This is a genomic window from Agathobacter rectalis ATCC 33656 (genome assembly GCF_000020605.1).
GTDB lineage: Bacteria > Bacillota > Clostridia > Lachnospirales > Lachnospiraceae > Roseburia > Roseburia rectalis.
The window spans coordinates 2,325,694-2,349,969 of the sequence record NC_012781.1 but is presented as its reverse complement, the minus strand read 5'-3'; the positions used below and the strand labels follow the sequence as shown (position 1 = coordinate 2,349,969).

Annotated in this window: 22 protein-coding genes; 21 read left to right on the top strand and 1 reads right to left on the bottom strand. The window is 44.5% G+C overall.

Features of this window, described 5'->3' with window-relative positions; genetic code table 11:
- The first annotated feature begins 40 nt into the window (after positions 1–40).
- From EUBREC_RS11195 to EUBREC_RS11115, 17 genes are all read left to right on the top strand, one after another.
- A complete protein-coding gene (locus EUBREC_RS11195) occupies positions 41–901 on the top strand; it encodes a dihydroorotate dehydrogenase electron transfer subunit (protein ID WP_041254163.1) in 861 nt (286 codons plus the stop codon).
- The gene (locus EUBREC_RS11190; RefSeq protein ID WP_012743303.1) at positions 901–1,809 is read left to right on the top strand and encodes a dihydroorotate dehydrogenase; all 909 of its coding nucleotides are present in this window, start codon (positions 901–903) and stop codon (positions 1,807–1,809) included. Before EUBREC_RS11195 ends, EUBREC_RS11190 begins: the two co-directional genes overlap by 1 nt.
- 29 nt (positions 1,810–1,838) lie before the next feature.
- Positions 1,839–3,401 (top strand): Na+/H+ antiporter NhaC family protein, encoded by a 1,563-nt coding sequence (locus EUBREC_RS11185; RefSeq protein ID WP_012743302.1) that lies wholly within the window; start codon positions 1,839–1,841, stop codon positions 3,399–3,401.
- Between the two features lie 269 nt (positions 3,402–3,670).
- Positions 3,671–4,606, top strand: a complete 936-nt coding sequence (gene cysK / locus EUBREC_RS11180; RefSeq protein WP_012743301.1) for a cysteine synthase A — start codon at positions 3,671–3,673, stop codon at positions 4,604–4,606.
- Between the two features lie 70 nt (positions 4,607–4,676).
- Positions 4,677–5,696, top strand: coding sequence for a sulfate ABC transporter substrate-binding protein (locus EUBREC_RS11175; protein ID WP_012743300.1), 1,020 nt, complete (start codon positions 4,677–4,679; stop codon positions 5,694–5,696).
- Positions 5,677–6,555 carry a sulfate ABC transporter permease subunit CysT gene (gene cysT, locus EUBREC_RS11170; RefSeq protein WP_012743299.1) on the top strand — a complete coding sequence of 293 codons (879 nt, stop codon included), beginning with the start codon at positions 5,677–5,679 and terminating at the stop codon, positions 6,553–6,555. The genes EUBREC_RS11175 and cysT overlap by 20 nt, the downstream gene beginning before the upstream one ends.
- 55 nt (positions 6,556–6,610) lie before the next feature.
- Positions 6,611–7,465, top strand: coding sequence for a sulfate ABC transporter permease (locus EUBREC_RS11165; protein ID WP_015517339.1), 855 nt, complete (start codon positions 6,611–6,613; stop codon positions 7,463–7,465).
- A gap of 111 nt (positions 7,466–7,576) precedes the next feature.
- On the top strand, positions 7,577–8,638 hold the full coding sequence (locus tag EUBREC_RS11160; protein ID WP_012743297.1) for an ABC transporter ATP-binding protein: 1,062 nt from the start codon (positions 7,577–7,579) through the stop codon (positions 8,636–8,638).
- Between the two features lie 52 nt (positions 8,639–8,690).
- The gene (locus EUBREC_RS11155; RefSeq protein ID WP_012743296.1) at positions 8,691–10,397 is read left to right on the top strand and encodes an adenylyl-sulfate reductase subunit alpha; all 1,707 of its coding nucleotides are present in this window, start codon (positions 8,691–8,693) and stop codon (positions 10,395–10,397) included.
- Complete coding sequence (locus EUBREC_RS11150) at positions 10,381–10,695, top strand: 4Fe-4S dicluster domain-containing protein (RefSeq protein WP_015568199.1); 315 nt, start codon at positions 10,381–10,383, stop codon at positions 10,693–10,695. Before EUBREC_RS11155 ends, EUBREC_RS11150 begins: the two co-directional genes overlap by 17 nt.
- Before the next feature lie 20 nt (positions 10,696–10,715).
- A complete protein-coding gene (cysD, locus tag EUBREC_RS11145) occupies positions 10,716–11,615 on the top strand; it encodes a sulfate adenylyltransferase subunit CysD (RefSeq protein WP_022292454.1) in 900 nt (299 codons plus the stop codon).
- A gap of 1 nt (position 11,616) precedes the next feature.
- A complete protein-coding gene (locus EUBREC_RS11140; RefSeq protein WP_012743293.1) occupies positions 11,617–13,257 on the top strand; it encodes a sulfate adenylyltransferase subunit 1 in 1,641 nt (546 codons plus the stop codon).
- Positions 13,258–13,535: 278 nt separating this feature from the next.
- The gene (pyrE, locus tag EUBREC_RS11135; RefSeq protein ID WP_012743292.1) at positions 13,536–14,216 is read left to right on the top strand and encodes an orotate phosphoribosyltransferase; all 681 of its coding nucleotides are present in this window, start codon (positions 13,536–13,538) and stop codon (positions 14,214–14,216) included.
- 11 nt (positions 14,217–14,227) lie between these two features.
- Positions 14,228–14,557: a hypothetical protein gene (locus EUBREC_RS11130; RefSeq protein WP_012743291.1), complete on the top strand. Its 330-nt coding sequence runs from the start codon at positions 14,228–14,230 to the stop codon at positions 14,555–14,557.
- A 20-nt stretch (positions 14,558–14,577) separates the two neighbouring features.
- The gene (locus EUBREC_RS11125) at positions 14,578–16,581 is read left to right on the top strand and encodes an aminopeptidase (RefSeq protein ID WP_012743290.1); all 2,004 of its coding nucleotides are present in this window, start codon (positions 14,578–14,580) and stop codon (positions 16,579–16,581) included.
- Positions 16,582–16,606: 25 nt separating this feature from the next.
- Positions 16,607–17,119, top strand: a complete 513-nt coding sequence (gene purE / locus EUBREC_RS11120) for a 5-(carboxyamino)imidazole ribonucleotide mutase (protein ID WP_012743289.1) — start codon at positions 16,607–16,609, stop codon at positions 17,117–17,119.
- Between the two features lie 29 nt (positions 17,120–17,148).
- Positions 17,149–18,603, top strand: coding sequence for a tetratricopeptide repeat-containing diguanylate cyclase (locus EUBREC_RS11115; protein WP_012743288.1), 1,455 nt, complete (start codon positions 17,149–17,151; stop codon positions 18,601–18,603).
- A gap of 130 nt (positions 18,604–18,733) precedes the next feature.
- On the opposite strand, the gene EUBREC_RS11110 is transcribed toward EUBREC_RS11115, so the two are convergent.
- Positions 18,734–19,522, bottom strand: a complete 789-nt coding sequence (locus EUBREC_RS11110; RefSeq protein ID WP_015568186.1) for a DeoR/GlpR family DNA-binding transcription regulator — start codon at positions 19,520–19,522, stop codon at positions 18,734–18,736.
- A gap of 261 nt (positions 19,523–19,783) precedes the next feature.
- On the opposite strand from EUBREC_RS11110, the gene fsa reads away from it, so the two are divergent.
- From fsa to ltrA, 4 genes are all read left to right on the top strand, one after another.
- Positions 19,784–20,437 (top strand): fructose-6-phosphate aldolase, encoded by a 654-nt coding sequence (fsa, locus tag EUBREC_RS11105; protein WP_012743285.1) that lies wholly within the window; start codon positions 19,784–19,786, stop codon positions 20,435–20,437.
- A gap of 65 nt (positions 20,438–20,502) precedes the next feature.
- Complete coding sequence (locus EUBREC_RS11100) at positions 20,503–21,342, top strand: transketolase (RefSeq protein WP_012743284.1); 840 nt, start codon at positions 20,503–20,505, stop codon at positions 21,340–21,342.
- Complete coding sequence (locus EUBREC_RS11095) at positions 21,330–22,268, top strand: transketolase family protein (RefSeq protein ID WP_012743283.1); 939 nt, start codon at positions 21,330–21,332, stop codon at positions 22,266–22,268. Before EUBREC_RS11100 ends, EUBREC_RS11095 begins: the two co-directional genes overlap by 13 nt.
- A 545-nt stretch (positions 22,269–22,813) precedes the next feature.
- A complete protein-coding gene (ltrA, locus tag EUBREC_RS11085) occupies positions 22,814–24,208 on the top strand; it encodes a group II intron reverse transcriptase/maturase (RefSeq protein WP_012743282.1) in 1,395 nt (464 codons plus the stop codon).
- The last annotated feature ends 68 nt before the right edge of the window (positions 24,209–24,276 follow it).

The window sequence follows — 24,276 nt, the reverse complement described above, 5'->3', positions numbered from 1 at the left end:
AAAGCTTAAATATATTAACAAACGAAACCAGGGAGATAAAATGGCAGAGAAATTTGAGGAGATTGCAGTTGTAGTTGACCAGAGCTCACTCGGCAATGGCATCTACGACCTCACACTAAAGACAGACAAAATTGCAAAGGCAGCAAAGGCGGGACAGTTTGTATCGGTTTACTCAAACGACAAGAGTAAGCTGCTTCCGCGTCCGATAAGCCTTTGCGGCATAAACAGAGATGATGACACAATTCGTCTCGTGTACCGTGTGACAGGTGAAGGCACGGGAACAGAGGAATTTTCAAAGCTTGTCAGGGGCGATAAGGTAAGGATTTTAGGACCTCTTGGAAACGGCTTTACAGTGCAGCCGGGAAAGAAGGCATTTCTTATCGGAGGAGGAATCGGAGTGCCGCCTATGCTGCAGCTTGCCAAGGATATAAATGCAGGCATTGTGCAGACATCAGGTGAAGAAAAAAATTCGGAACAGGCAGCAATGGAAGGTGAAGAAATTAAAACAGCAGTATGCGATATGAACATCGTCATGGGCTATCGCGATGAGAATACCTTCCTGCTCGATGAGTTTAAGGAACAGGCAGCTTCCTTTGTAGCTACAGAGGACGGCAGTGTCGGCACAAAGGGCAATGTCATCGATGCAATAAAGGAGAATGCTCTTGAGGCAGACGTGATTTATGCATGTGGACCTATGCCTATGCTTCGTGCACTCAAGGCTTACGCTGCAGAGCATGATATGGACTGCTTTATATCAATGGAGGAGCGCATGGCATGTGGAATCGGTGCATGCCTTGCGTGCGTATGCAAAACAAAGGACAAGGATGCCCACAGCAATGTAAACAACAAGCGTATATGCAAAGAGGGACCTGTTTTTGATGCGAAGGAGGTGGAGCTGTAATGAGTAATATGTCAGTAAATGTGGCCGGTGTTGAGTGGAAAAATCCTGTTACAGTTGCATCCGGCACATTCGGCTCCGGTGCAGAGTACAGCGAGTTTGTTGATTTAAACAGACTTGGTGCAGTCACTACAAAGGGTGTTGCGAATAAGCCGTGGGAGGGGAATCCTACACCGAGAGTAGCAGAGGTGTACGGCGGCATGCTCAATGCAGTCGGACTTCAAAATCCCGGCATCGAGCTTTTCTGCAAGAGGGATATTCCTTTTTTAAAGCAGTTTGATACAAGGATTGTGGTAAATGTCTGCGGTCATTCGCTTGACGAGTATCTTGATGTGGTAAAGCGTCTTGCAGATGAGCCTATTGATATGATGGAAATAAATATCTCATGCCCTAATGTTAAGGAGGGCGGAATTGCCTTCGGAACAGATCCAAAGGGTGTTGAGACAATCACAAGCGAGATTAAAAAATATGCAAAGCAGCCTGTTATCATGAAGCTTTCTCCAAATGTCACAAGTATTGCAGAGATAGCAAGGGCGGCAGAGGCCGGTGGAGCTGATGCGGTTTCGCTCATCAATACAATTACAGGCATGAAGATTGATATAAACAGAAGAAGCTTTGTGTTAGCAAACAAGACAGGCGGCATGAGCGGTCCGGCGGTTCATCCGGTTGCAGTGCGCATGGTTTATGAGACAGCACATGCAGTCAATATTCCGATTATCGGAATGGGCGGTATCACAAATGCTGCCGATGCTATAGAGATGATACTTGCCGGAGCTACGGCTGTTTCAGTCGGCACAGCAAACTTTGTAAATCCAAAGACCACAGAGCAGATAGTGGATGGCATCGCAGAGTATATGGACAGGTATGGAGTAAAGGATATTTCAGAGCTTGTCGGCGCAGTTGACAGATAGAGCATAATGGATAGACGGAGGATAAAATAATGATTCTGGCAGCAGAATACGTGCCTTCTATGTATGCCACAGTCTGGGCACTTGTTCCACCTGTTGTGGCTATAGTTCTGGCACTTATCACAAAAGAGGTCTACAGCTCATTATTCGTTGGAATAGTGATTGGCGGACTGTTTTATGGAAATGCATTTCAGCCGGGGTTTTCGGCTGAGAGATCAGTGCTTCACATATTCGAGGACGGACTTGTTGGAGTGCTATCGGATTCGTACAATGTGGGAATACTGATATTCTTAGTCGTGCTCGGTGTTATGGTGAGCATGATGAACAAGGCAGGCGGTTCGGCGGCCTTTGGAGAGTGGGCGAGTGAGCACATAAAGACAAGGATTGGTGCCCAGCTTTCAGCTATAATACTTGGAGTACTCATATTTATAGATGATTACTTCAACTGTCTGACAGTAGGAAGTGTGATGCGCCCTGTCACCGACAAGCATCAGGTTTCAAGAGCAAAGCTTGCATATCTGATAGATGCCACAGCAGCGCCTGTATGCATCATTGCACCTATATCATCGTGGGCAGCCGCGGTTACCGGCTTTGTAAAGGGAGAGGATGGCTTTTCTATTTTCATAAAGGCCATTCCATACAATTATTATGCACTCTTTACTATTATCGCTATGGTGACACTTGTTGTTTTACAGGTAGATTTCGGTCCGATGGCAAAGCATGAAGCCAATGCCCAAAAGGGTGATTTGTTTACCACAGGTGACAGGCCGTATGCGGAGACAAAGCAGGATGTTATAAAGGGCAAGGGGAAGGTTATAGACCTTGTATTTCCTATTCTTGTGCTTATAATAAGCTGCATCATCGGAATGATATACACAGGAGGCTTTTTTGACGGAACAGGCTTCGTTGATGCGTTTGCAGGCAGCGATGCTTCAATCGGTCTTATGCTTGGAAGCTTTTTTGCGTTGATAATCACCATATGCTTTTACTCAATCAGAAGGGTACTAAGCTTTACGGATTGCTGTAATTCAATCCCTGAGGGCTTTAAGGCGATGGTACCTGCAATACTTATACTTACCTTTGCATGGACGCTAAAGACCATGACAGAGAGCCTTGGCGCCAAGGAATTTGTCGCAGGCTTAGTGGGAGGAGTATCGGGACCACTGCTTGGACTGTTCCCGGCAATCATATTCGTGGTGGGAGCCTTCCTTGCTTTTGCAACAGGAACCTCATGGGGCACCTTCGGCATACTCATACCGATAGTAGTAAACATCTTCTCAGGCACAAACCATACGATGATGATCATCTCAATCTCAGCATGTATGGCAGGTGCAGTATGCGGAGACCACTGCTCACCGATATCCGATACCACCATCATGGCATCTGCCGGAGCCCAGTGCAACCATATGAACCATGTGTCCACACAGCTTCCGTACGCTGTGCTTGTGGCAGCCATATCATGTCTGACCTACATCATAGCAGGCTTTGTCAGAAATCCTGTAGTACCTTTTATCATAGGAGTGCTTATCCTGATTGGAACCTTTGTCGGAATCAAGTATATCACGAGAACCGATAAAGCAAATGAACAAGCGTAAGTAGCTAAAGGAAGGCCCAAAAAGAGTTCTATTTTTCACAGACCTTGTGTCTGCGAATGATAGAACTCTTTTTTAATGGCTATCAATAAAATTTATAGCCCGCTAACAAATATTAATAACCCTAATTACATTTACAAAAATATCAATTAGTGGTAACATATCAATAACTTAGAAATCATATTTGAATGGTAGGAAATCCAGGCCATACAAACTAAGCACAAACTCATAACAAACTCAAAACAAACATTAACAAAAAAGAGGTAATATCAATGGCAAAAATTGCAAAGCAGCTCACAGAGCTGATAGGTCACACTCCGCTTCTGGAGCTGACCAACTATGAAAAAGCCCTTGGGCTTGAAGCAAAAATCATAGCAAAGCTGGAGTATTTCAATCCACTTGGAAGTGTAAAGGACAGGGTGGCGGCAGCTATGATAGAACAGGGCATAAAGGATGGAAAGATAAATCAGGACACAATAATCATAGAGCCGACAAGTGGCAATACCGGAATCGGACTTGCATTTGTGGCAGCCTCAAAGGGGCTTCACCTGATACTTATCATGCCTGATACCATGAGCGTTGAGAGAAGAAAAATCGTCACAGCGCTTGGCGCAGAGATAAAGCTCACACCGGGGCGTGAGGGCATGAAGGGTGCAATCGATGAGGCGCAGAGACTTAAAGAGCATTATGGCAATGCCTTTATTCCACAGCAGTTTGAGAATCAGGCCAATCCGGATATCCACAGAGCTACAACCGCTCAGGAAATCTGGGAGGATACAGATGGAAAGGTAGATATCTTTGTATCATCTGTCGGAACAGGCGGCACATGTACAGGCACCGGGCTTGGATTAAGAGACCATAATCCTGATGTAAGGATAGTAGCTGTTGAACCAAAGAGCTCACCGGTACTCTCAGGTGGAAGACCGGGGCCTCACAAGATACAGGGAATCGGTGCAGGCTTTATTCCAAAGGTCATGCGCATGGATATAGTGGATGAGGTGATTCCGGTTGAGAATGAGGCAGCCTTTGACAAGGCAAGAGAGGTTGCAAAGAGCGACGGACTTCTCGTCGGCATATCCTCAGGAGCAGCAATATATGCGGCAACAGAGCTTGCAAAGAGGACTGAGAACAAAGGAAAGAATATCGTGGTGCTGCTTCCGGATACAGGCGAGAGATACCTGTCCACACAGCTTTTTACAGTAAACTAATGGTATATAGGACAACCGACGGCATAAGCTACAGTGTCTGAATCTGTAATATGAAAAATGAGAAATATACATGAGAAATATACATAAATACACGGCAGCCATGCTGTCAGCGGTGATGGTGGTGTCACTTTTTCTGACAGGCTGCTCAGGTAAGAAGGATGATGGCACAGTCACCATAACGAATGTGTCATATGATCCGACACGAGAGTTTTACGAAAAATACAACAAAATATTCGAGTCTTACTATGAGAGCGAGCATGGCAAAAGGATAAATGTGATTCAGTCACATGGCGGCTCGGGAGCGCAGGCTCGTTCGGTTGTGGAGGGCTGTAATGCAGATGTTGTCACACTGGCACTCGAGCATGACATAGACCTGATACAAAATACCGGCTTAATTGAAAAGGGCTGGATTGATGAATTTCCAAAAAGCTCTGCACCGTACACATCAACCATCGTTTTTCTTGTAAGAAAGGGCAATCCAAAGCATATAAGCGACTGGGATGACCTGGTGAAAAAGAATGTGGATGTGATTACACCGGATCCAAAGAGCAGTGGCGGAGCCTGCTGGAATTTCCTTGCGGCGCTAAGCTATGCGAAGACAAACTATGACAGCCAAAAGGAACAGAAAACGTTTATGAGAAAGCTGTATGAAAATGTCACAATTATGGACTCAGGTGCGAGAGGCTCAACAACCACATTTGTGGAAAACGGTCAGGGAGATGTGCTTATAGCGTGGGAAAACGAGGCACTTACGACCATGGATTCATATCCGGGTAAGTATGAGATAGTGAATCCGTCAGTCAGCATCTTAGCGCAGCCGTCTGTTGCCATTGTGGATGATAATGCAAAGAGCAATGGAACAGAAGCTGCGAGTAAAGAGTACTTACAGTATCTCTACAGCGATGAGGCACAGAGGCTGATTGGAGAGAGTGGCTACAGACCAACCAATCAGGACATATTAAATCAGTTTTCCGACAAGTTTGATTTGAATATCAGGCTTTGGAGCATAGATGATTACGGCGGATGGGATGAAGCCTACAAGACATATTTCGATGATGGAGCAATGTTCGATGAAATTTACGGCAACTGATAAAACAGCAAAAAAGAAAACTAAATCAAAGAACATAAAGACCAGAGTTATACCGGGCTACCATCTTTCGCTTGGGATAGTGGTCACGATGCTTTCAGTCATCGTACTCATTCCGCTGGCATCAGTGCTTGTGTATTCGCTAAAGATATCACCCGGTGATTTTGTGGCACTTATCATGAAGGAGAATGTGAGGAATGCCTTTATCACAAGCATCACCTCGTCATTTATCGCAGCGATTATAAATGTGGTATTTGGACTCATCGTCGCATGGACACTTGTGAAGTACGATTTCCCCGGAAAATGGCTGCTTGACGGACTCATAGAGCTTCCGTTTGCACTGCCGACAGCGGTTGCGGGCATCACGCTCTCAAAGCTTTACTCGGGCACAGGCTTTTTTGGCAAGGGCTTAAGTAAGCTTGGAATAGATGTGGCTTACACACAGGCAGGAATAGTTGTGGCACTGGTTTTTGTAGGTATTCCCTTCGTGATCAGAGCAGTTCAGCCGGTACTGGAAAAGATGGATAATACATATGAGGAGGCAGCATATATGCTTGGTGCCACACCCTCTAAGACCTTTTTTAAGGTAATACTTCCGGAGCTTCGTCCGGCACTCTTAACAGGCTTTGGTCTTGCATTTGCCAGAGGCATAGGAGAGTACGGAAGCGTTATCTACATATCAGGCAACAGCGCAAAACACAGGACACAGGTGGTATCCTACGTCATCATGCAGAAGCTTGGCTATATAGATTATGCCAGCGCGACTGCCATAGCACTTGTGATGCTTGTCATATCATTTTTACTGCTGTTATTTGTAAACATAGTGCAGGTTAAACAGTCACAGCGCACTAATTTGTTGTAGAAGGCTGCATATAAATCAAATGCGATGCACACAAACAGGAAAGGAGCACAATGCGATGACCGAACAGGTAAAGCTTGAAAGAAGAAAAAAGATCACAAAGATAATACTCGTCACTGTCACGGTGCTCTTCATATTTGTCATGCTTGTAGTTCCGCTTTTTTCTGTGATGGCAAGTGCTTTAAAGGAGGGGCTTGGATTCTATCTGAAAGCTATCTCCACAAGCTACGTGCTGTCAGCACTCAAGGTGACTTTGATAGCAACAGTTTTTGCGGTAGTTATCAACACCTTCTTTGGAATATGGACAGCGTGGCTGTTGACCAGGTTTTCGTTTAAAGGAAAGCAGGTGCTTGCAACACTTATTGATATACCGTTTTCAATTTCTCCGGTCATCGTAGGACTTGCGTATCTTATGACCTTCGGACGGCTTGGATGGTTTTATCCGGTTATCAGATGGTTTAATGAGATATTCGGCACGAATGTGAGAATCACCTTTGCAATACCGGGAGTTGTGCTTGCTACGATATTTGTCACGTTTCCGTATGTGTCAAGGGAAATTATACCGGTGCTCAATGCAGAGGGAAAGGATGAGGAAGAAGCCGCAGCGCTGATGGGAGCATCCGGCTTTACGATATTTCGGAAAATAACACTTCCGCAGATGAAGTGGAGCCTGATTTATGGAATCATACTTTGTACGGCGAGAGCCCTCGGCGAGTTCGGCGCGGTAAATGCGCTCTCGAAGACAAGAGGCGAGACATTTACACTGCCGCTTGAGATTGATGCCTTGTATATGTCGGGCACAGACAGCTCGATAACATCGGCATTTGCTGTATCGTCGATACTGTTAATTATTGCATTAATCATTCTTTTTGCAAGAAATATAGTTGAGCATAAATTTAAGAAATTACACTGAGATTTATGGGAAATATGATTTACACTAATGAAATTTGTTACTGCTTACACACCGGTGTGGCAGACAGCTATAGAGTGGCTGTACTAAGAAAGCAGGAAGGAGATAACGTATATGTACGTTGAGATGAAAAATATATACAAAAAATACGGAGACTTCCTGGCATCCGATAATGTGAGCTTTGGAGTGGAAAAGGGAAAGCTTGTGGCGCTGCTGGGGCCGTCCGGCAGTGGCAAGACAACACTTCTTCGTATGATAGCAGGGCTTGAGACGCCAAATTCAGGTGACATATATATAGATGGAAAGCGGGTGAATGATATTCCGGCCTCGAAGAGAGGCATAGGCTTTGTGTTTCAGAACTATGCGCTGTTTAGATACATGACAATATACGACAATGTGGCATTTGGGCTGGAGCTTCAGAAGATGCCGAAAAAGCTCATAAAGGAGCGTGTTACCAAGCTTCTTGAGATGACAGGCTTATCGGGGCTTGAAAAGAGATATCCGAATCAGCTTTCCGGAGGACAGCGTCAGAGAGTGGCATTTGCAAGGGCGCTGGCGCCGAATCCACAGGTGCTCTTACTGGATGAGCCATTTGCCGCGATAGATGCAAAGGTGCGAGGTGAGCTTCGTACCTGGCTGAAGGAGCTGGTCGAAAAGCTTGGAATCACAAGCATTTTCGTCACACATGACCAGGATGAGGCTGTTGAGGTGGCAGATGAAATCATTATCACAAACCACGGCACGATAGAGCAGATGGGTACACCTCTTGAGATATACAAGTCGCCTGATACACCTTTTGTGGCGCAGTTTATAGGACACACCACAGTCGTTGAAAACTATGACAGGCTAAAGGGCTTTGACAGGATAGAAAATGCCGACAAGGCGGTAATCAGACCTGAGTTTATCAAGATATCAAAGAGCGGCAACTTAGACCGCTATCAGTCAGCGGCAGAGGAGGGCATCGTTACAGATGTGGTATTCAGAGGAAACAGGATGGATATCACAGTCAGCATAAACGGTATCGAGGTGGTCGGCGAGCGCTCACTTGAAAAGGACCTGATAGCAGTCGGCGAGAAAGTACATGTGCTGATTTACAGGCTGTATATATTCGACGAAGAGAAAACATACCTGATGGAAAACAGCGAGATGCAGGAGCAGGATGTATTCTACATTTAGATACAAGAATAGTCTAAAGCTTGTGATTGAAAGAGGAAGCAGAGGGAGATAAATGAAGATAGAAAACAAAAAAATCCTACACACGGACATCCTCATAATAGGAGGTGGCACGGCTGGCTGTTATGCAGCGCTCACCATCCGTGAGAAATCGGATTATTCGATTATAATTGCAGAGAAAGCGAACATAAAGCGAAGCGGATGCCTTGCAGCAGGTGTCAATGCGATAAATGCATACATAGTAAAGGGCAGAAAGCCTGAGGACTATGTAGACTACGCAAAAAAGGATGCTGACGGCATAGTAAGGGAAGACTTACTCATGACTATGTCCGAGGGCTTAAACCGTGTGACGGACAAGATGGAAAAGCTTGGACTTGTCATATTAAAGGATGAAAACGGTGAGTATGTAGCAAGAGGAAACCGAAATATCAAAATAAATGGCGAGAACATGAAGCCGATTTTGGCAGAAGCTGTATCAAAGATTACGGACTGTACAGTGATAAACAGAATCAATATCACGGACTATATAGTTGAGAACAACACCATAAAGGGTGCATACGGATTTTCAATCGAGGATGCTACAGCCTATGAAATCAGGGCTAAAAAGGTGCTCTGTGCAACAGGCGGAGCGGCCGGTTTATACAGGCCAAACAATCCGGGATTTTCAAGGCACAAGATGTGGTATCCGCCATTTAATACAGGCGCCGGATATGCGATGGGCATAAGAAGCGGAGCAGAGATGACCACCTTTGAGATGAGATTTATCGCACTCAGATGCAAGGACACAATCGCACCGACAGGAACAATTGCACAGGGAGTCGGGGCAAAGCAGGTCAATTCACTTGGAGAGGTTTACGAGACAAAATACGGCCTTACCACATCAGAGCGTGTATACGGAACGGTCATGGAAAATCTCGAGGGAAGAGGTCCTTGCTACTTAAGGACAGAGGGCATTTCGCCACAGCAGGATGAGTCATTAAGAAAGGCATATCTCAACATGGCACCAAGCCAGACACTCAAGTGGGTGGAGGCAGGTAAGAATCCAAGTGAGCAGAATGTGGAGATAGAGGGCACTGAGCCGTATATCGTAGGTGGCCACACAGCGAGCGGCTACTGGGTAAATACCGAGCGTGAGACTACAATCCACGGACTTTATGCTGCTGGAGATGTGGCAGGAGGATGTCCACAGAAATATGTTACAGGAGCTATGGTAGAGGGCGAAATCGCTGCGATAGATATGGTTTCAAAGCTAGATGCAGATACCTCCGACGGAAGTCCTGACACATCGGCATTTGATGAGAAAAAGGCGCTTGAAGCAAAAGCTTCAGAGTACGACCATTTCCTCACTGAAAGGTTCAAGATGTTTACAACAGAGGCTATCGAGGAAGCCATGCAGAAGGTCATGGACAACTACGCAGGCGGTATTTCCACACATTATCAGTTCAACGGCAAGCAGCTTGCGCTGGCAAAGGAAAAGATAAATCATCTGATAGAGCTGACCGGTGATTTATATGCATCGGATATGCATGAGCTTATGTTCATATATGAGCTTAAGGAGAGGCTTACGGTATGTCTTTCGGTTATAGCACATCTTGGTGCAAGAAAGGAGACCAGATGGCACAGCTTTGCCGAGAATCTGGATTATCCTGACAAGAGTGATGACTGGATGAAATATGTCAATTCCAAATACGAAAACGGGCAGCTTCACATGATTTACAGAGAGCTTGTCGGAAGGGAGGCGCGTTATGAGCATAATGATTGATAAAGCAAAGTGTAAGGGCTGTGGCATGTGTACAAGTGTATGCCCGGGAAGCCTGATATATCAGGACTCAGAGAAAAAAGCCTTTATCAAATATCCTAAGGACTGCTGGGGCTGTGCCTCATGCATCAAGGAATGTCATTTTGGTGCTATTGCTCTTTATCTTGGAGCAGACATAGGAGGCATGGGAAGTCTCATGACAGTAAAAAGCACACCGGACACGCTGACCTGGGATATCAAAAAGCGCGACGGAAGCAAGGAAGAGATTCTTATCAACAAGAAGGAATCCAATAAATATTAAAGAAAAGGATGGTAACAGACATGGGTGAATTATCACATCTTGACGAACTCGAAGCAGAGGCAATATACATAATACGTGAAGTAGCCGCAGAGTGCGAGAAGCCGGTTATGTTGTACTCAATTGGAAAGGACAGCTCGGTAATGCTTCATCTTGCAATGAAGGCATTTTATCCGGAGAAGCCGCCATTTCCGTTTTTACATGTAAATACAACCTGGAAATTCCATGAGATGATAGAATTCAGAGATCGCATTGCTAAGGAAAAGGGCATCGAGATGCTTGAATATATAAATCAGGATGGCGTAAAGCAGGGCATCAATCCATTTGACCACGGCTCAGCATACACAGATATCATGAAGACACAGGCGCTCAAGCAGGCGCTCGACAAATACGGCTTTACGGCAGCGTTTGGCGGCGGCCGAAGAGACGAGGAGAAATCAAGAGCCAAGGAGAGAATCTTCTCCTTCAGAAATGAGAACCACGCATGGGATCCAAAGAACCAGCGCCCGGAGATGTGGAAGCTCTACAACTCAAGAATTAAAAAGGGCCAGGAGGTGCGAGTTTTCCCACTTTCAAACTGGACAGAGAAGGATATCTGGCAGTATATAAAGAGAGAGAATATCGAGATTCCTTCACTTTACTTTGCAAAGGAAAGACCTGTTGTATACAGAGACGGCAACATCATCATGGTAGATGACGACAGAATGAAGCTTCGTCCGGGTGAGAAAATCCAGATGAAGAGTGTACGTTTCAGAACTCTCGGCTGCTATCCACTGACAGGTGGTGTGGAGTCGACAGCGGATACACTTGATGAGATTATTGATGAGACACTCAGTGCTGTTTCCTCAGAGAGAACCACCCGTGTCATAGACAACGAGGCGGCAGGCAGCATGGAAAGAAGAAAGAGGGAGGGATATTTCTAAAATGAGCGGATTACTTAAATTTATTACATGCGGAAGCGTGGACGACGGAAAATCAACTCTGATCGGACATATATTATACGATTCAAAGCTGCTCTATGCAGATCAGGAAAAGGCATTGGAGCTTGACAGTAAGGTCGGAAGCCGTGGCGGCGCCATCGACTATTCACTCCTCCTCGACGGACTGATGGCAGAGAGAGAGCAGGGAATCACAATCGATGTGGCTTATCGTTACTTCACAACAGATAAGAGAAGCTTTATCGTGGCAGATACACCGGGCCATGAGGAGTACACAAGAAACATGGCTGTAGGTGCATCCTTTGCAGACCTTGCGGTAATTTTAATAGATGCAAAGCAGGGCGTATTGGTTCAGACAAGAAGACACGCAAGAATCTGCGCGCTCATGGGAATCAACTACTTTGTATTTGCTGTAAACAAGATGGATCTTGTAGGCTACGACGAGAAGCGTTTCGATGAAATCACAAAGCAGATTATTGAGCTTACAAAGGAGCTTGAACTCAAAAATGTAGTAATAATTCCTGTTTCTGCAACAGAGGGTGACAATGTCACAACAAAGTCTGAGAATATCCCATGGTACAAGGGACCTGCTCTCTTATCATACCTTGAGGATGTTGACATAAAGGATGAGAACGAGGAAGAGGGCTTTTACATGCCTGTACAGAGAGTCTGCCGTCCTGACCACACCTTCCGTGGATTCCAGGGCCAGATAGAGGCCGGAGAGGTAAAGGTTGGCGATGAAATCACCACACTGCCAAGCAATGAGACAGCACATGTAAAAAGCATCCATGTGGGTGATAAGCTAAGTGATAGCGCATTTACAGGCCAGCCGGTTACAATCCAGCTTGACAGAGAGGTGGACGTATCAAGAGGCTGCGTGCTCACAATCGGTTCAGGAGCAAAGGTGGCTTCATCCATCACAGCTACAATACTCTGGATGGATGACGATGAGCTCTTTAAGGGAAAGAATTTCTTCTTCAAGCTTGGTACCAAGTCAATACCGGGCATCGTAACAGAGATAGAGCATACCATCGACGTAAACACAGGTGAGGAAAAGCCTGCCGACAAGCTTAAAAAGAACGAGATAGCAGTTGTAAAGATTGCATTCTCGGACAAGATAGTCTGCGATAAGTTCAAAAATCACAAGACACTTGGTGAGTTCATCTTAATCGACCGTGTGACGGATATGACATCTGCCTGTGGTGTGGTTGAAGAGGTACACACAGAGGAAAGCGGTCTCTACGAGGGCAGAGTAGACAGAAACGTAAGAGCTGCAATCAAGGGTCAGAAGGCAATCACCGCCGTATTCGTAGACGGAGTGGATGGGGTAAACCGTGGCTTTGTGGAGGATGTCGAGAAAGCCTTAAATATAGACGGACGCCATACTTATCTCTACGCACCAAAGGAGGGTGAGGACTTCGTAAATGTAGTCAAGCACCTAAGCCATGCCGGAATACTCGTACTTCTGCTCATCAGCCAAAAGCAGGAGAAGGAGCTTGCAGCCGACAAAGTTGAGTTCACAAAGGACTGGAACAAAAACGGCAGAGATGTGGACAAGGCTGCGGAGTTTATCAAAAAGCAGTCAGTATATGACGGCGTGATCGTAAACACAAGTGAGTATATCTAATTAAAAAAGGGTACTTGATTTCTCAAGTACCCTCATGTATAATCTACTTAGAAAGTGAATCGGATATGACTCCGATTTGCCCTCAGTGCTAAAATGTTATAAGAATAGCATCCTAAACTTTGGACGGTGTGGGATGCTATTTCTTTTTATTATTATGATTGTCTATGTATGACAGAGTCGCAAAAACAACTAATATTTCCACGTTGAAAAGCACGCCCCAATGTGGTAAAATTGACAAAGATAATTTAAAGAAAAACACACAGGAGGATTAACATACAATGGAAAGCTACAAGAGCGAATTTATAGACTTTATGGTGGAGAGTGACGTGCTGAAATTTGGTGATTTCACATTAAAGAGCGGTCGTAAATCACCATTTTTCATGAACGCGGGAGCATATGTGACAGGCTCACAGCTTAAGAGACTCGGAGAGTACTACGCAAAGGCTATCCATGCAAACTACGGAGATGACTTTGATGTATTATTCGGACCTGCATACAAGGGAATTCCGCTTGCAGTGGTAACAGCCATCGCATACCATGAGCTCTATGGCAAAGAGGTGCGCTACTGCTCAGACAGAAAAGAGGCAAAGGATCACGGTGCAGACAAGGGAGGCTTCCTTGGAAGCAAGCTTAAGGATGGCGACAGAGTAGTCATGATAGAGGATGTCACCACATCAGGCAAATCAATGGAGGAGACAGTACCAAAGGTAAGAGGAGCTGCTGATGTCACAATCGTAGGCCTTATGGTGAGCCTTAACAGAATGGAAGTCGGACAGGGCGGCAAGGTGAGCGCGCTCGACGAAATCCATGAGAAGTACGGCTTTGAGGGCAAGGCAATCGTTACAATGGAAGAGGTCACAGAGTATCTCTACAACAGAGAGCATGATGGCAGAGTAGTCATTGATGACACAATCAAAGCAGCTATAGATGAGTACTATAAGCAGTACGGCTGCAAATAGGAGAATATAAATTGCTTGGCAGAAGAAAACGTAACAGGTATAAGTTTACGGAAAAGAAGCAATCTAAGAGGGGGATAGCTGCACTTGTTGTGGCTATCCTCATAGAGATTGTATATATAGTTTTTTTGAATGCGGCATTCAGAGGAGATGGCAATTTGTCTATGTACTATGGCAGTGCCGGTATACTGATGCTTGGCATATCTCTGGCAGATTTCGGGTTTGCCATCAGAAGCCTCTTTGATGAGGAATCATTCATGACGTTTCCACGACTGGCAGTGTTTTTTTCACTCATAGCGGTAATCAGCTGGGGAGGAACATATGCTGCAGGTTTTATTATATGAAAGAAAGATTATAGGGATATATGAGTTATAAAGAGATTTATGAGCTCTCCAATGAGCTTTACGCAGAGCGATTAGAGCTTGTGGAGGAGCGGATAGAACAGATTATCAGAGAGCCTGCGATAGAGCCGGCTTTTGCTGATTATTTCAGAAGTGCGGCAAAGTGCATCAACACTATTAAAAACCATAGCGCAGATAAAGAATTTAACGATTTATTCTATTCACAGTTTGATAAAGAAAATTATGAGAAAAGCTATGCCAACCCGGCATATGCCGTAAAGGTGCTCGGAGATGAGTATGGTCAGCTTTTATCGGCTGTATATGCAAAAATTGCCGGAAGCATTACACATATCTATCAGGGGGATATAAAGTATCTCTGCATTTATGCAGAGCTTATTGTAGAGCTATACAATTATTTTGAGAATGCCAATGAGCTGAGTCCTGAAGAGATAAGGGGCTGTATATACTCGTTCATGCATGATTATGAGGAGATTTTTGCAGAGGATGACAACAGAGCACTCCTTGACCCGGCTTATGATTACTATACAGAGCTTGTAAATGAGGCAGATTTGTCAAATGATGATTATCTGTATTCTTACGGACTGTATGTCGGAGAGAATGAGCGCGCCGGCAGAGCACATCTGGCTTCATTTTCAGATGAGGAGATACAGGCTATGGCAGATACCTATACAGAAGGATACCGCATTGGCTTTATTACCTGCAACAAGGATATCTCAAAGAAGTCGGTGGTTCAGGTGCTTTATCCGCTTGGCTTTGAGCGTATGATAAGAGCAGCATTAAAGAATTTTGAGAAAATGGGTATGAAGCCTGCCATGAGACCATTTTCCACATCGGTCAATAAGCAGTTTGACTATGACCACAAGGAGGATATGGCACTGTGGCTTGACAAGGCATATGTGGAGTATCGTCTTGAGTGCATGCACAATGCACTTGAGAGAATGAAGGATGTAGCATGCAAATGTGGAGGCCCTGCTGTCATAGAGATATTTGGAGAGGAGCCGTTTGCTCCGGTTTCAAAGAAGGAGGCTGCGCACTTTAATGATGAGCAGCAGAAGCTTGTAGTCCATATGACAAGCGTGCGCTCACAGTATATGAACAGCTATATCCACAGCGAGGACAGAAGCTTTACGATTATTGCCTATCCGTGTGCTGCAATCGGATCTGATTATAAGGAAATTTTTACGGAGACTGTAAAGATTAATACTCTTGATTATGCACTCTACAGGGATATGCAGCAGAAAATCATAGATGTGCTCGATACAGCAGACAGGGTGCATATCGTCGGTACAAACGGCAACAGGACAGATTTGTATGTCAAGATTCATGAGCTTAAGGAGCCTTCAAAGGAGACGGCTTTTGAAAACTGTGTGGCTGATGTAAATATCCCTGTCGGAGAGGTGTTTACTTCACCGGTGCTAGAGGGCACAAACGGCAAGCTGCATGTCAGTCAGGTATATCTCAATGAGCTTAATTTCCTTAATCTGGAAATCGACTTTAAGGATGGCATGATTGATAAATATACATGCACCAATTTTGAGGATGAGGAAGAAAACAGAAAGTATATATCAGACAATGTGCTTTTCCATCATGACACACTGCCTATGGGTGAGTTTGCCATAGGCACCAATACGACAGCCTACCGTATGGCGAGAGTATACGATATCGCAGCAAAGATGCCTATTCTCATAGCAGAGAAGACAGGACCGCACTTTGCGGTGGGTGATACCTGCTACACATACGATGAGGACAATATGACATACAACCCTGACGGAAAAGCCATAATTGCCAGGGACAATTCAGTTTCCATCCGCAGAAAAGAAGATATATCAAAGGCATATTTCAACTGCCACACGGATATCACAATACCATATGATGAACTTGGAGCCATCACAGTTATTCGACACGATGGCTCAACATGTGATATAATAAGAGATGGCAGATTTGTGCTTGAGGGCGTAGAAGAGTTGAACAAACCGCTCGATACGCTTGATGCAGAAAGCAAATAATTGTTAGACGTATAAGGAGGATAAAATGGCAAAGGTTGGAATAGTTATGGGCAGCGACTCAGATTTAAAGGTGATGAGTAAGGCGGCAGATATGCTTGAAGAGCTCGGCATAGAGTATGAGCTCACCATCATCTCGGCACACCGTGAGCCGGATGAGCTTATTGAGTGGACAAGAGGCGCTGAGAATAGAGATGTAAAGGTAATAATAGCAGGAGCGGGAATGGCAGCAGCACTTCCGGGAATGTGTGCAGCGCTTTTTGCACTTCCTGTTATCGGAGTACCGCTTTCAGGAAAGAATCTGGATGGAATGGATGCAGTGTTCTCAATCATGCAGATGCCACCTGGAGTGCCTGTTGCCACAGTTGCAATTGACGGTGCGAAAAATGCAGCAATCCTTGCAGCAAAGATACTCGCAGCAGGTGATGATGCAATCCTTGAGAAAATCAAAAACTATACAGCAGATATGAAGGCTCAGGTTGTAGCAAAGGATGCGAAACTGAAACAGGTTGGATATAAGCAGTATCTTGCTGAGAAATAGATTGTATTGTCATCTATAGGAGGGTTTTTATGGGTATATTGCAAAAGGCAGACAGATGTATGGATGAGGCAGCAGCCTTATTTGGCGAGAATAAGCTTTTTTTGGCAGAGAATAAGGCACAGGAGACAGCCGGTCTTTATAAGAGCTGTGGCGCATATGAGCAGATGGCAAAGACTGTCAATTTTATGGGAGTCATATATGCATCTATTGGAGACTTAAGCATGTCAATTGACTGCTACCTAGAGGCTATGGATGTAGCTGTGGAGCAGGGCTCAACAGAGATAATCATGCTTGTAAACAATAATATAGGCTCACTCTATATGGAGCTTGGATTGTATGAAAAGGCTATCAGATATTTCAACGAAGCACTGGAGCTGTGCAAGCCACCGCTGCATGGAGAGAGGGATAGCTATTATCAGGAGCTTCTCATGCTTCATCTGAATCTGTGCATCTCATACACAGGAATTAACGAGTTTGAAAAGGCAGAAAAGCATCTTTCTGATGCGATACTCTTTAATGAGATAGCTGGCAGTGATAAAAACAGATTTCTGATAGATATGTCACAGGCACATATGCTATGGAAGATGGGAAATGAGGATGAGGTCAGAGATCATGTGGAAGAGCTGGTTGAGGGTGCGATAAACAATATCAATTCTGCCAATTATGTGCTTGAGATACTAAGCCTTTGCAATCTATTTATGAATATGGGGGAGTTCGATGCATGGAAAAAGGTTATTGTGGAGTATGAACGCTTTGCTATTGAAACAGAAAATTTGTTTTTCCAGAAGACCTGTGTCAAGATGTGGATGAAATATGAGAGCGCCATGGGTGATACAGAGGCGTACAACAAGCTGTGCGTATATTACGCAAATCTCCACTCTATGCAGGTGAAGGAGCAGATAAAGCGTCTTGGTGATACAATCGACCTTAAGCTTCAGCTTCAGGAGACTGAGTATGAGCGCCGTAAGGCAGTCAGACTCAACTACACAGATATGCTTACAGGCATGGGCAATAAGTTCAAGATGCGAAACGATTTTGAAAAGCTTGTGAGCAAAAATCAGGATTCAGATGGTGCAGGAATCACGTTTGGAGTAGTGGATATAGATTTCTTCAAGTCATTTAACAGAAACAGTGGCAGAGTCACCGGTGATGCAGTGCTAAAAGAATTGTCATCCATAATAAATGAGAGCATCAAAGATAAGGGAATGGGGTATCATTTCTATGGTGATGAATTCTACATAATCCTGCAGGAAACGGATGAGGATATCATTAAAAATATAGCCGAGCATATAAGACTTGAGCTTGCCAAAAAACAGATACTTCATGAGAGCTCTAAGGTGGATGAGTATCTGACTGTATCACAGGCATATGTTACCGCCCCAGATGTAAAGGTGCCGGATGAGTTTTCAAAGCTGTTCAAGACGGTGGATGAAGTGCTCAATGATGTGAAGGAAAAGGGTAGAAATGCATATAAGATAGTCTGATGCTTTAAGTGTATAAGACAACTATAAAATGACACGCAGCGTAAAACGTTGCGTGTCATTTTTGATGGATCTATATATACAGTTATAGTTATATTTGTACTTATACTTTTATATGGCTATATTGTCTCATTTATATTCCGGATATAACAATATCAGTGCCTGCCTTCTCATATATATCTGCTGTCTCAGGAGAGATACCGGAGTCGGTGATTACCATATTGATGTCATCAAGCGATGCATAGCTTGATATGGATGTGGTATCAAACTTGGTGTGGTCTACAAGAGCCACAGTTTTAGCGGAAGCCTTGATACACATGTGCTTTAAATCAGCCTCGTATATACTGAAATCAGTCAGTCCGTCTTCTACAGAGAAGCCTCTTGCTGACACGAACGCGATATCTGTGTGTATCTTTTTGAGTAAATCAGCGCCAAGCAGTCCTTCTATGGAAGCGGATGCACTGGTTACGATACCGCCTGTCAGGATGACTGTGACACCCGGGATATCCTTTAGCTCTAAAGCCAGATTGATGCCATTGGTGATGACGGTCAGCTCTGTAAAGCCTGAAAGCTTCATGCCGAGAGTGTAGGCTGTGGAGCTGGCATCAAGGAATATACACATATGGTCACTTACGAGCTTTATCGCCTCGTTTGCAATCTCCTCTTTAGCTTCCTTGTTTTCCAGGGCGCGGTCATGGAACAGGTAGGCCCTCGAGGTTAAATCAGTCATGTCATGGGTTTTATCCTTGTAGATAGCACCGCCGTGAGTCTTTGTCAGAAGCTTTTCCTTATCCATCTGGTTTAAATCTGTTCTTATTGTTGTGGTCGATACACCAAGCAGCTCGCTGAGCTCATTGGTGGTGGCCTTGCGGTTTTCTTTTAAATAATCGAGAATCTTTTGTTGTCTTTCTAATTGCAGCATAGATTTTCCTCTTTCTTTTGATTTCTGTTGTATTTTTGCGTACATATTTTTATCACAAAGCATTGCATAAATATATAATAACTCAAATAAGTAAATAAAGCCAGTGTTTTCGATTGCTTGTGTTTTTTTATTTGATGTCATTTGATTATATTTATTTTTACTTTTATTTGCTTTTGCTATTGCATTTTTTCTTTTAAAGTGTTATATTTATATCAACAAATAAAAGCAAACACAAATTATATAAGGCGGAGGTATTATTAAATGAAGTTTTTCGTAGATACAGCAAATGTCGAGGACATTAAGAAAGCAAACGATATGGGAGTCATCTGTGGAGTTACAACAAACCCTTCACTCATCGCAAAAGAGGGCAGAGACTTCAATGAGGTAATTAAAGAAATCACATCTATCGTTGACGGACCGATAAGCGGAGAGGTAAAAGCAACAACAGTTGATGCAGAGGGCATGATAAAAGAAGGACGTGAAATCGCAGCTATTCATCCAAACATGGTAGTTAAGATTCCTATGACAGTTGAGGGACTTAAGGCTGTCAAGGTACTTTCATCAGAGGGCATCAAGACAAACGTTACTCTTATTTTTTCAGCAAATCAGGCAATTCTTGCTGCAAATGCAGGTGCTACATATGTTTCACCTTTCCTTGGCAGACTTGATGATATCAGCCAGCCGGGCATTGAGCTGATCAGACAGATTTCTGAGATTTTTGATATCTATGGATATGACACAGAGATTATTGCAGCTTCAATCAGAAACCCGATTCATGTCACAGACTGTGCACTTGCAGGAGCTGATATCGCAACAATTCCTTACAAGGTTATTGAGCAGATGACAAAGCATCCGCTTACAGATCAGGGAATCGAGAAGTTCCAGGCTGATTACAGAGCTGTATTTGGGGATTAGATATTATAAACCAAAGACCGGTATAAATATTTTATTTCATGTCATAGATTTAACAGGAGAACAAAATGAACAAATTAGAGCTTCAGATTACAGCAAATGAAGTCAGGAAGGGTATCGTCACGGCTGTGCATTCTGCAAAGGCGGGACATCCGGGCGGCTCACTTTCTGCAGCAGATATATTTACATATCTGTATTTTGAGGAGATGAACATTGATCCAAAGAATCCTAAAAAGCCGGATAGAGACCGTTTTGTGCTTTCAAAGGGACACACGGCTCCGGGACTTTACTCTACACTTGCGCAGAGAGGCTATTTTCCGGTTGAGGATTTAAAGACACTCAGACATCTGGGATCATATCTGCAGGGACATCCTGACATGAAGCATATCCCGGGTGTGGATATGTCAAGCGGTTCGCTCGGACAGGGCATTTCTGCGGCAGTGGGCATGGCACTTTCTGCAAAGCTTACAAATGATGATTACAGAGTATATACACTTCTCGGCGATGGCGAGATTCAGGAGGGACAGGTCTGGGAGGCTGCCATGTTTGCGGGCTTCAGAAGACTTGATAACCTTGTTGTTATAGTTGATAACAACGGACTTCAGATTGATGGACCGGTGGATCAGGTGTGCTCACCATATCCTATTGGTGAGAAATTCAAGGCATTCAATTTCCATGTGATTGATCTGAAGGATGGAAATGACATGGATCAGATTGCTGACGCATTTAAAGAAGCAAGAAATACAAAGGGTATGCCGACGGCAATTATAGCACATACCGTAAAGGGCAAGGGTGTTTCATTTATGGAAAATCAGGTCGGCTGGCATGGCAAGGCTCCTAATGATGAGGAGTATGCAGTTGCCATGGAGGATCTGAGAAAGGAAGGTGAAGCATTATGTCAGAAGTAAAGAAAATCGCCACACGTGTCAGCTACGGAAATGCACTTGTAGAGCTTGCAAAGGAGCACGATGATGTATATGTTCTTGATGCTGACCTTGCGGCTGCCACACAGACAGCCATCTTCAAAAAGGAATTTCCAGATCGTCACATAGACTGTGGAATCGCAGAGTGCAACATGATGGGCATTGCTGCGGGACTTGCGGCTACGGGAAAGGTGCCATTTGCCAGTTCATTTGCCATGTTTGCGGCAGGTCGTGCGTTTGAGCAGGTGAGAAACTCTATTGGATATCCTCATCTCAATGTGAAAATCGGTGCGACACACGCTGGTATTTCGGTAGGAGAGGATGGAGCCACCCACCAGTGCAACGAGGATATTGCACTCATGAGAGCAATTCCAGGCATGGTTGTAATAAACCCAAGTGATGATATAGAGGCAAGAGCCGCCGTGAAGGCAGCCTATGAGCATGAGGGCCCTGTATACATGAGGTTTGGCCGTCTTGCAACACCGATAATAAATGACAATGCAGAGTATAAATTTGAAATCGGAAAGGGTGTTACACTCCGTGAGGGCACGGATGTAGCTATCATAGCTACAGGTCTGTGCGTGGCAGAGTCACTTGCAGCGGCAGAAAAGCTTGCAGCAGATGGCGTAAATGCAAAGGTCATAAATATACACACTATCAAGCCTCTTGATGAGGAGCTTGTTGTAGCTGCAGCAAAGGAATGCGGCAGGGTGGTTACCGTGGAGGAGCACTCTGTAATAGGCGGACTTGGAGCCGCGGTATGTGAGACACTTTCGCGTAAGGCTCCAACACCGGTAAAGACAATAGGCATACAGGACTGCTTTGGTGAGTCAGGTCCGGCTGTAGCTTTGCTTAAAAAATACGGACTTGATGCAGAGGGCATTTATGCATCAGTGAAGGATTTTTTATAAGTATTTAAAATAGTTTGGTTTTATCATTTTTCACATTTTCCCCAATATAACAATAAACTAATAAAAGAAAGGACAGCCGGAATACGGTTGTCCTTTCTTCTACTTGTGCGCCTAGCGGCGCACGTTTCTAACGGGTTAAAGTCCCGAATCCGCCCGGTAGTGGGAAGGATATAGCCGAAAGCAAGGGTGTCCATCGTGAGATGGAATCTGAAGGAAGCTGGATGTGAGGAATATACTAACTCACGGGCAAATCTCTGGTCTGACGAACAGAAATCTCATATGAGGTCATGCATGTGGGTAAGGCAGCAAGCCATGTTGAAGCCCGATAACTACACGGAATCATGCATGATAAATGAGGCAGATGGATGGAGAGGAAGAAACGTGTGGTACCTAGGGAGGTCTGTGCGGTATGCCTTGAAAGAGGTAACCATTGCATAAAGCAATGCTGAACGCACAGAAGTCAGCAGAGGTCATAGTAGCCGAGAGGTGAAGGACCGAATCAGTAGGAGTCTTGAGTATGACCGAGAAAGGAGGAATGACCGTCTATGGCAGAAAACATTGAAAACAATGGCTGTTCGCAAAGAGATAATGCGGAACATGAAGGGTATGTGAAAGCGTCCAGGTCATTCAATCGGATATGGAAAGAAAGAGACAGTGCACAGCCGAGACTTTTGGAAACGATACTGTATAAAGACAACTTTAACAGAGCGTATAAGAGAGTTAAGGCAAACAAGGGAGCGCCGGGAATTGATGGCATGACCATTGAAGAGGCTCTTCCATATCTAAAGGAACATCAACAAGAGATAACTGACCGCATTTATCGTGGAAAGTATACTCCGTCTCCAGTAAGACGAGTTGAAATTCCCAAACCAGATGGTGGTGTGCGAAAGCTTGGCATACCAACAGTGATAGACCGTACACTTCAACAGGCAATAACCCAACAGTTAGTGCCAATCTATGAACCGCTGTTTGCAGATGGTAGCTATGGCTATCGTCCGAACAGAAGTGCAAAAGATGCAATACTTAAGGTTAAGGAGTATGCAGAACAAGGCTATACATTCGCTGTAGTCCTTGACTTGTCAAAGTACTTCGATACTCTTAATCACGAAATTCTCATCAATCTTCTCCGAAAGAATGTAAAAGATGAACGTGTAGTACAGTTGATAAAGCGCTATCTGAAAAGCGGTGTAATGGAAAACGGAGTGGTCATTGACACAGAGGAAGGCTCACCACAAGGTGGAAATCTATCACCATTGCTGGCAAACATCTACCTCAATGAGTTCGACCAGGAATACCTGAAAAGAGGTGTTCCATGCATAAGATATGCAGATGACATCGTGCTTCTTGCAAAGAGCAAGCGAGCATCAGAGAGACTCTTGGAAAGCAGTACAAAATATCTTGAGGAGAGGCTGAAACTTACAGTCAACCGAGAAAAGAGCCGTACAGTCAGCGTGTTTGCAATCCGAAATTTTAAATTCCTTGGCTTTGCATTGGGAAGGAACGGAAAAGGCATATATGTCCGAGTTCATCCGAAGTCATGGAAGAAGTTTAAGTCCAGACTGAAGGAGTTATCTTCCCGTAAGCGATGTCAGTCAATCAAGCCAAGCCTTGAGAAAATCAAAGTATATGCAAGAGGATGGCTTAACTACTACGGAATTGCAAGCATGAAGAACAACATAGATGACATCAACGGATGGCTCTATCACAGAATACGCATGTGCATATGGAAACAATGGAAGAAACCAAGGACGAAGGTACGTAACCTTATCAAGATGGGAGTACCCAAAGACTTGGCAATGCAAGCGGGTAATACCCGACGGGGACATTGGTTCGCAACGCATACAGTTGCAGTAAACATGGCAATGACAAAAGAAAGACTGATAAACAGCGGCTTTTATGATTTAGCCACAGCCTATCAGTCAGTGCACGTCAACTATTGAAAGCGCCGTATACCGAACGGTACGTACGGTGCTGTGAGAGGACAGCGGTTAGCCACCGCCTCCTACTC

Bases quoted from the DNA above. Each gene is read 5' to 3' on its own strand.
- EUBREC_RS11195 (WP_041254163.1), top strand. From the start codon at position 41: ATGGCAGAGAAATTTGAGGAGATTGCAGTTGTAGTTGACCAGAGCTCA.
- EUBREC_RS11190 (WP_012743303.1), top strand. From the start codon at position 901: ATGAGTAATATGTCAGTAAATGTGGCCGGTGTTGAGTGGAAAAATCCT.
- EUBREC_RS11185 (WP_012743302.1), top strand. From the start codon at position 1,839: ATGATTCTGGCAGCAGAATACGTGCCTTCTATGTATGCCACAGTCTGG.
- cysK (WP_012743301.1), top strand. From the start codon at position 3,671: ATGGCAAAAATTGCAAAGCAGCTCACAGAGCTGATAGGTCACACTCCG.
- EUBREC_RS11175 (WP_012743300.1), top strand. From the start codon at position 4,677: ATGAGAAATATACATAAATACACGGCAGCCATGCTGTCAGCGGTGATG.
- cysT (WP_012743299.1), top strand. From the start codon at position 5,677: ATGAAATTTACGGCAACTGATAAAACAGCAAAAAAGAAAACTAAATCA.
- EUBREC_RS11165 (WP_015517339.1), top strand. From the start codon at position 6,611: ATGACCGAACAGGTAAAGCTTGAAAGAAGAAAAAAGATCACAAAGATA.
- EUBREC_RS11160 (WP_012743297.1), top strand. From the start codon at position 7,577: ATGTACGTTGAGATGAAAAATATATACAAAAAATACGGAGACTTCCTG.
- EUBREC_RS11155 (WP_012743296.1), top strand. From the start codon at position 8,691: ATGAAGATAGAAAACAAAAAAATCCTACACACGGACATCCTCATAATA.
- EUBREC_RS11150 (WP_015568199.1), top strand. From the start codon at position 10,381: ATGAGCATAATGATTGATAAAGCAAAGTGTAAGGGCTGTGGCATGTGT.
- cysD (WP_022292454.1), top strand. From the start codon at position 10,716: ATGGGTGAATTATCACATCTTGACGAACTCGAAGCAGAGGCAATATAC.
- EUBREC_RS11140 (WP_012743293.1), top strand. From the start codon at position 11,617: ATGAGCGGATTACTTAAATTTATTACATGCGGAAGCGTGGACGACGGA.
- pyrE (WP_012743292.1), top strand. From the start codon at position 13,536: ATGGAAAGCTACAAGAGCGAATTTATAGACTTTATGGTGGAGAGTGAC.
- EUBREC_RS11125 (WP_012743290.1), top strand. From the start codon at position 14,578: ATGAGTTATAAAGAGATTTATGAGCTCTCCAATGAGCTTTACGCAGAG.
- purE (WP_012743289.1), top strand. From the start codon at position 16,607: ATGGCAAAGGTTGGAATAGTTATGGGCAGCGACTCAGATTTAAAGGTG.
- EUBREC_RS11115 (WP_012743288.1), top strand. From the start codon at position 17,149: ATGGGTATATTGCAAAAGGCAGACAGATGTATGGATGAGGCAGCAGCC.
- EUBREC_RS11110 (WP_015568186.1), bottom strand. From the start codon at position 19,522: ATGCTGCAATTAGAAAGACAACAAAAGATTCTCGATTATTTAAAAGAA.
- fsa (WP_012743285.1), top strand. From the start codon at position 19,784: ATGAAGTTTTTCGTAGATACAGCAAATGTCGAGGACATTAAGAAAGCA.
- EUBREC_RS11100 (WP_012743284.1), top strand. From the start codon at position 20,503: ATGAACAAATTAGAGCTTCAGATTACAGCAAATGAAGTCAGGAAGGGT.
- EUBREC_RS11095 (WP_012743283.1), top strand. From the start codon at position 21,330: ATGTCAGAAGTAAAGAAAATCGCCACACGTGTCAGCTACGGAAATGCA.
- ltrA (WP_012743282.1), top strand. From the start codon at position 22,814: ATGGCAGAAAACATTGAAAACAATGGCTGTTCGCAAAGAGATAATGCG.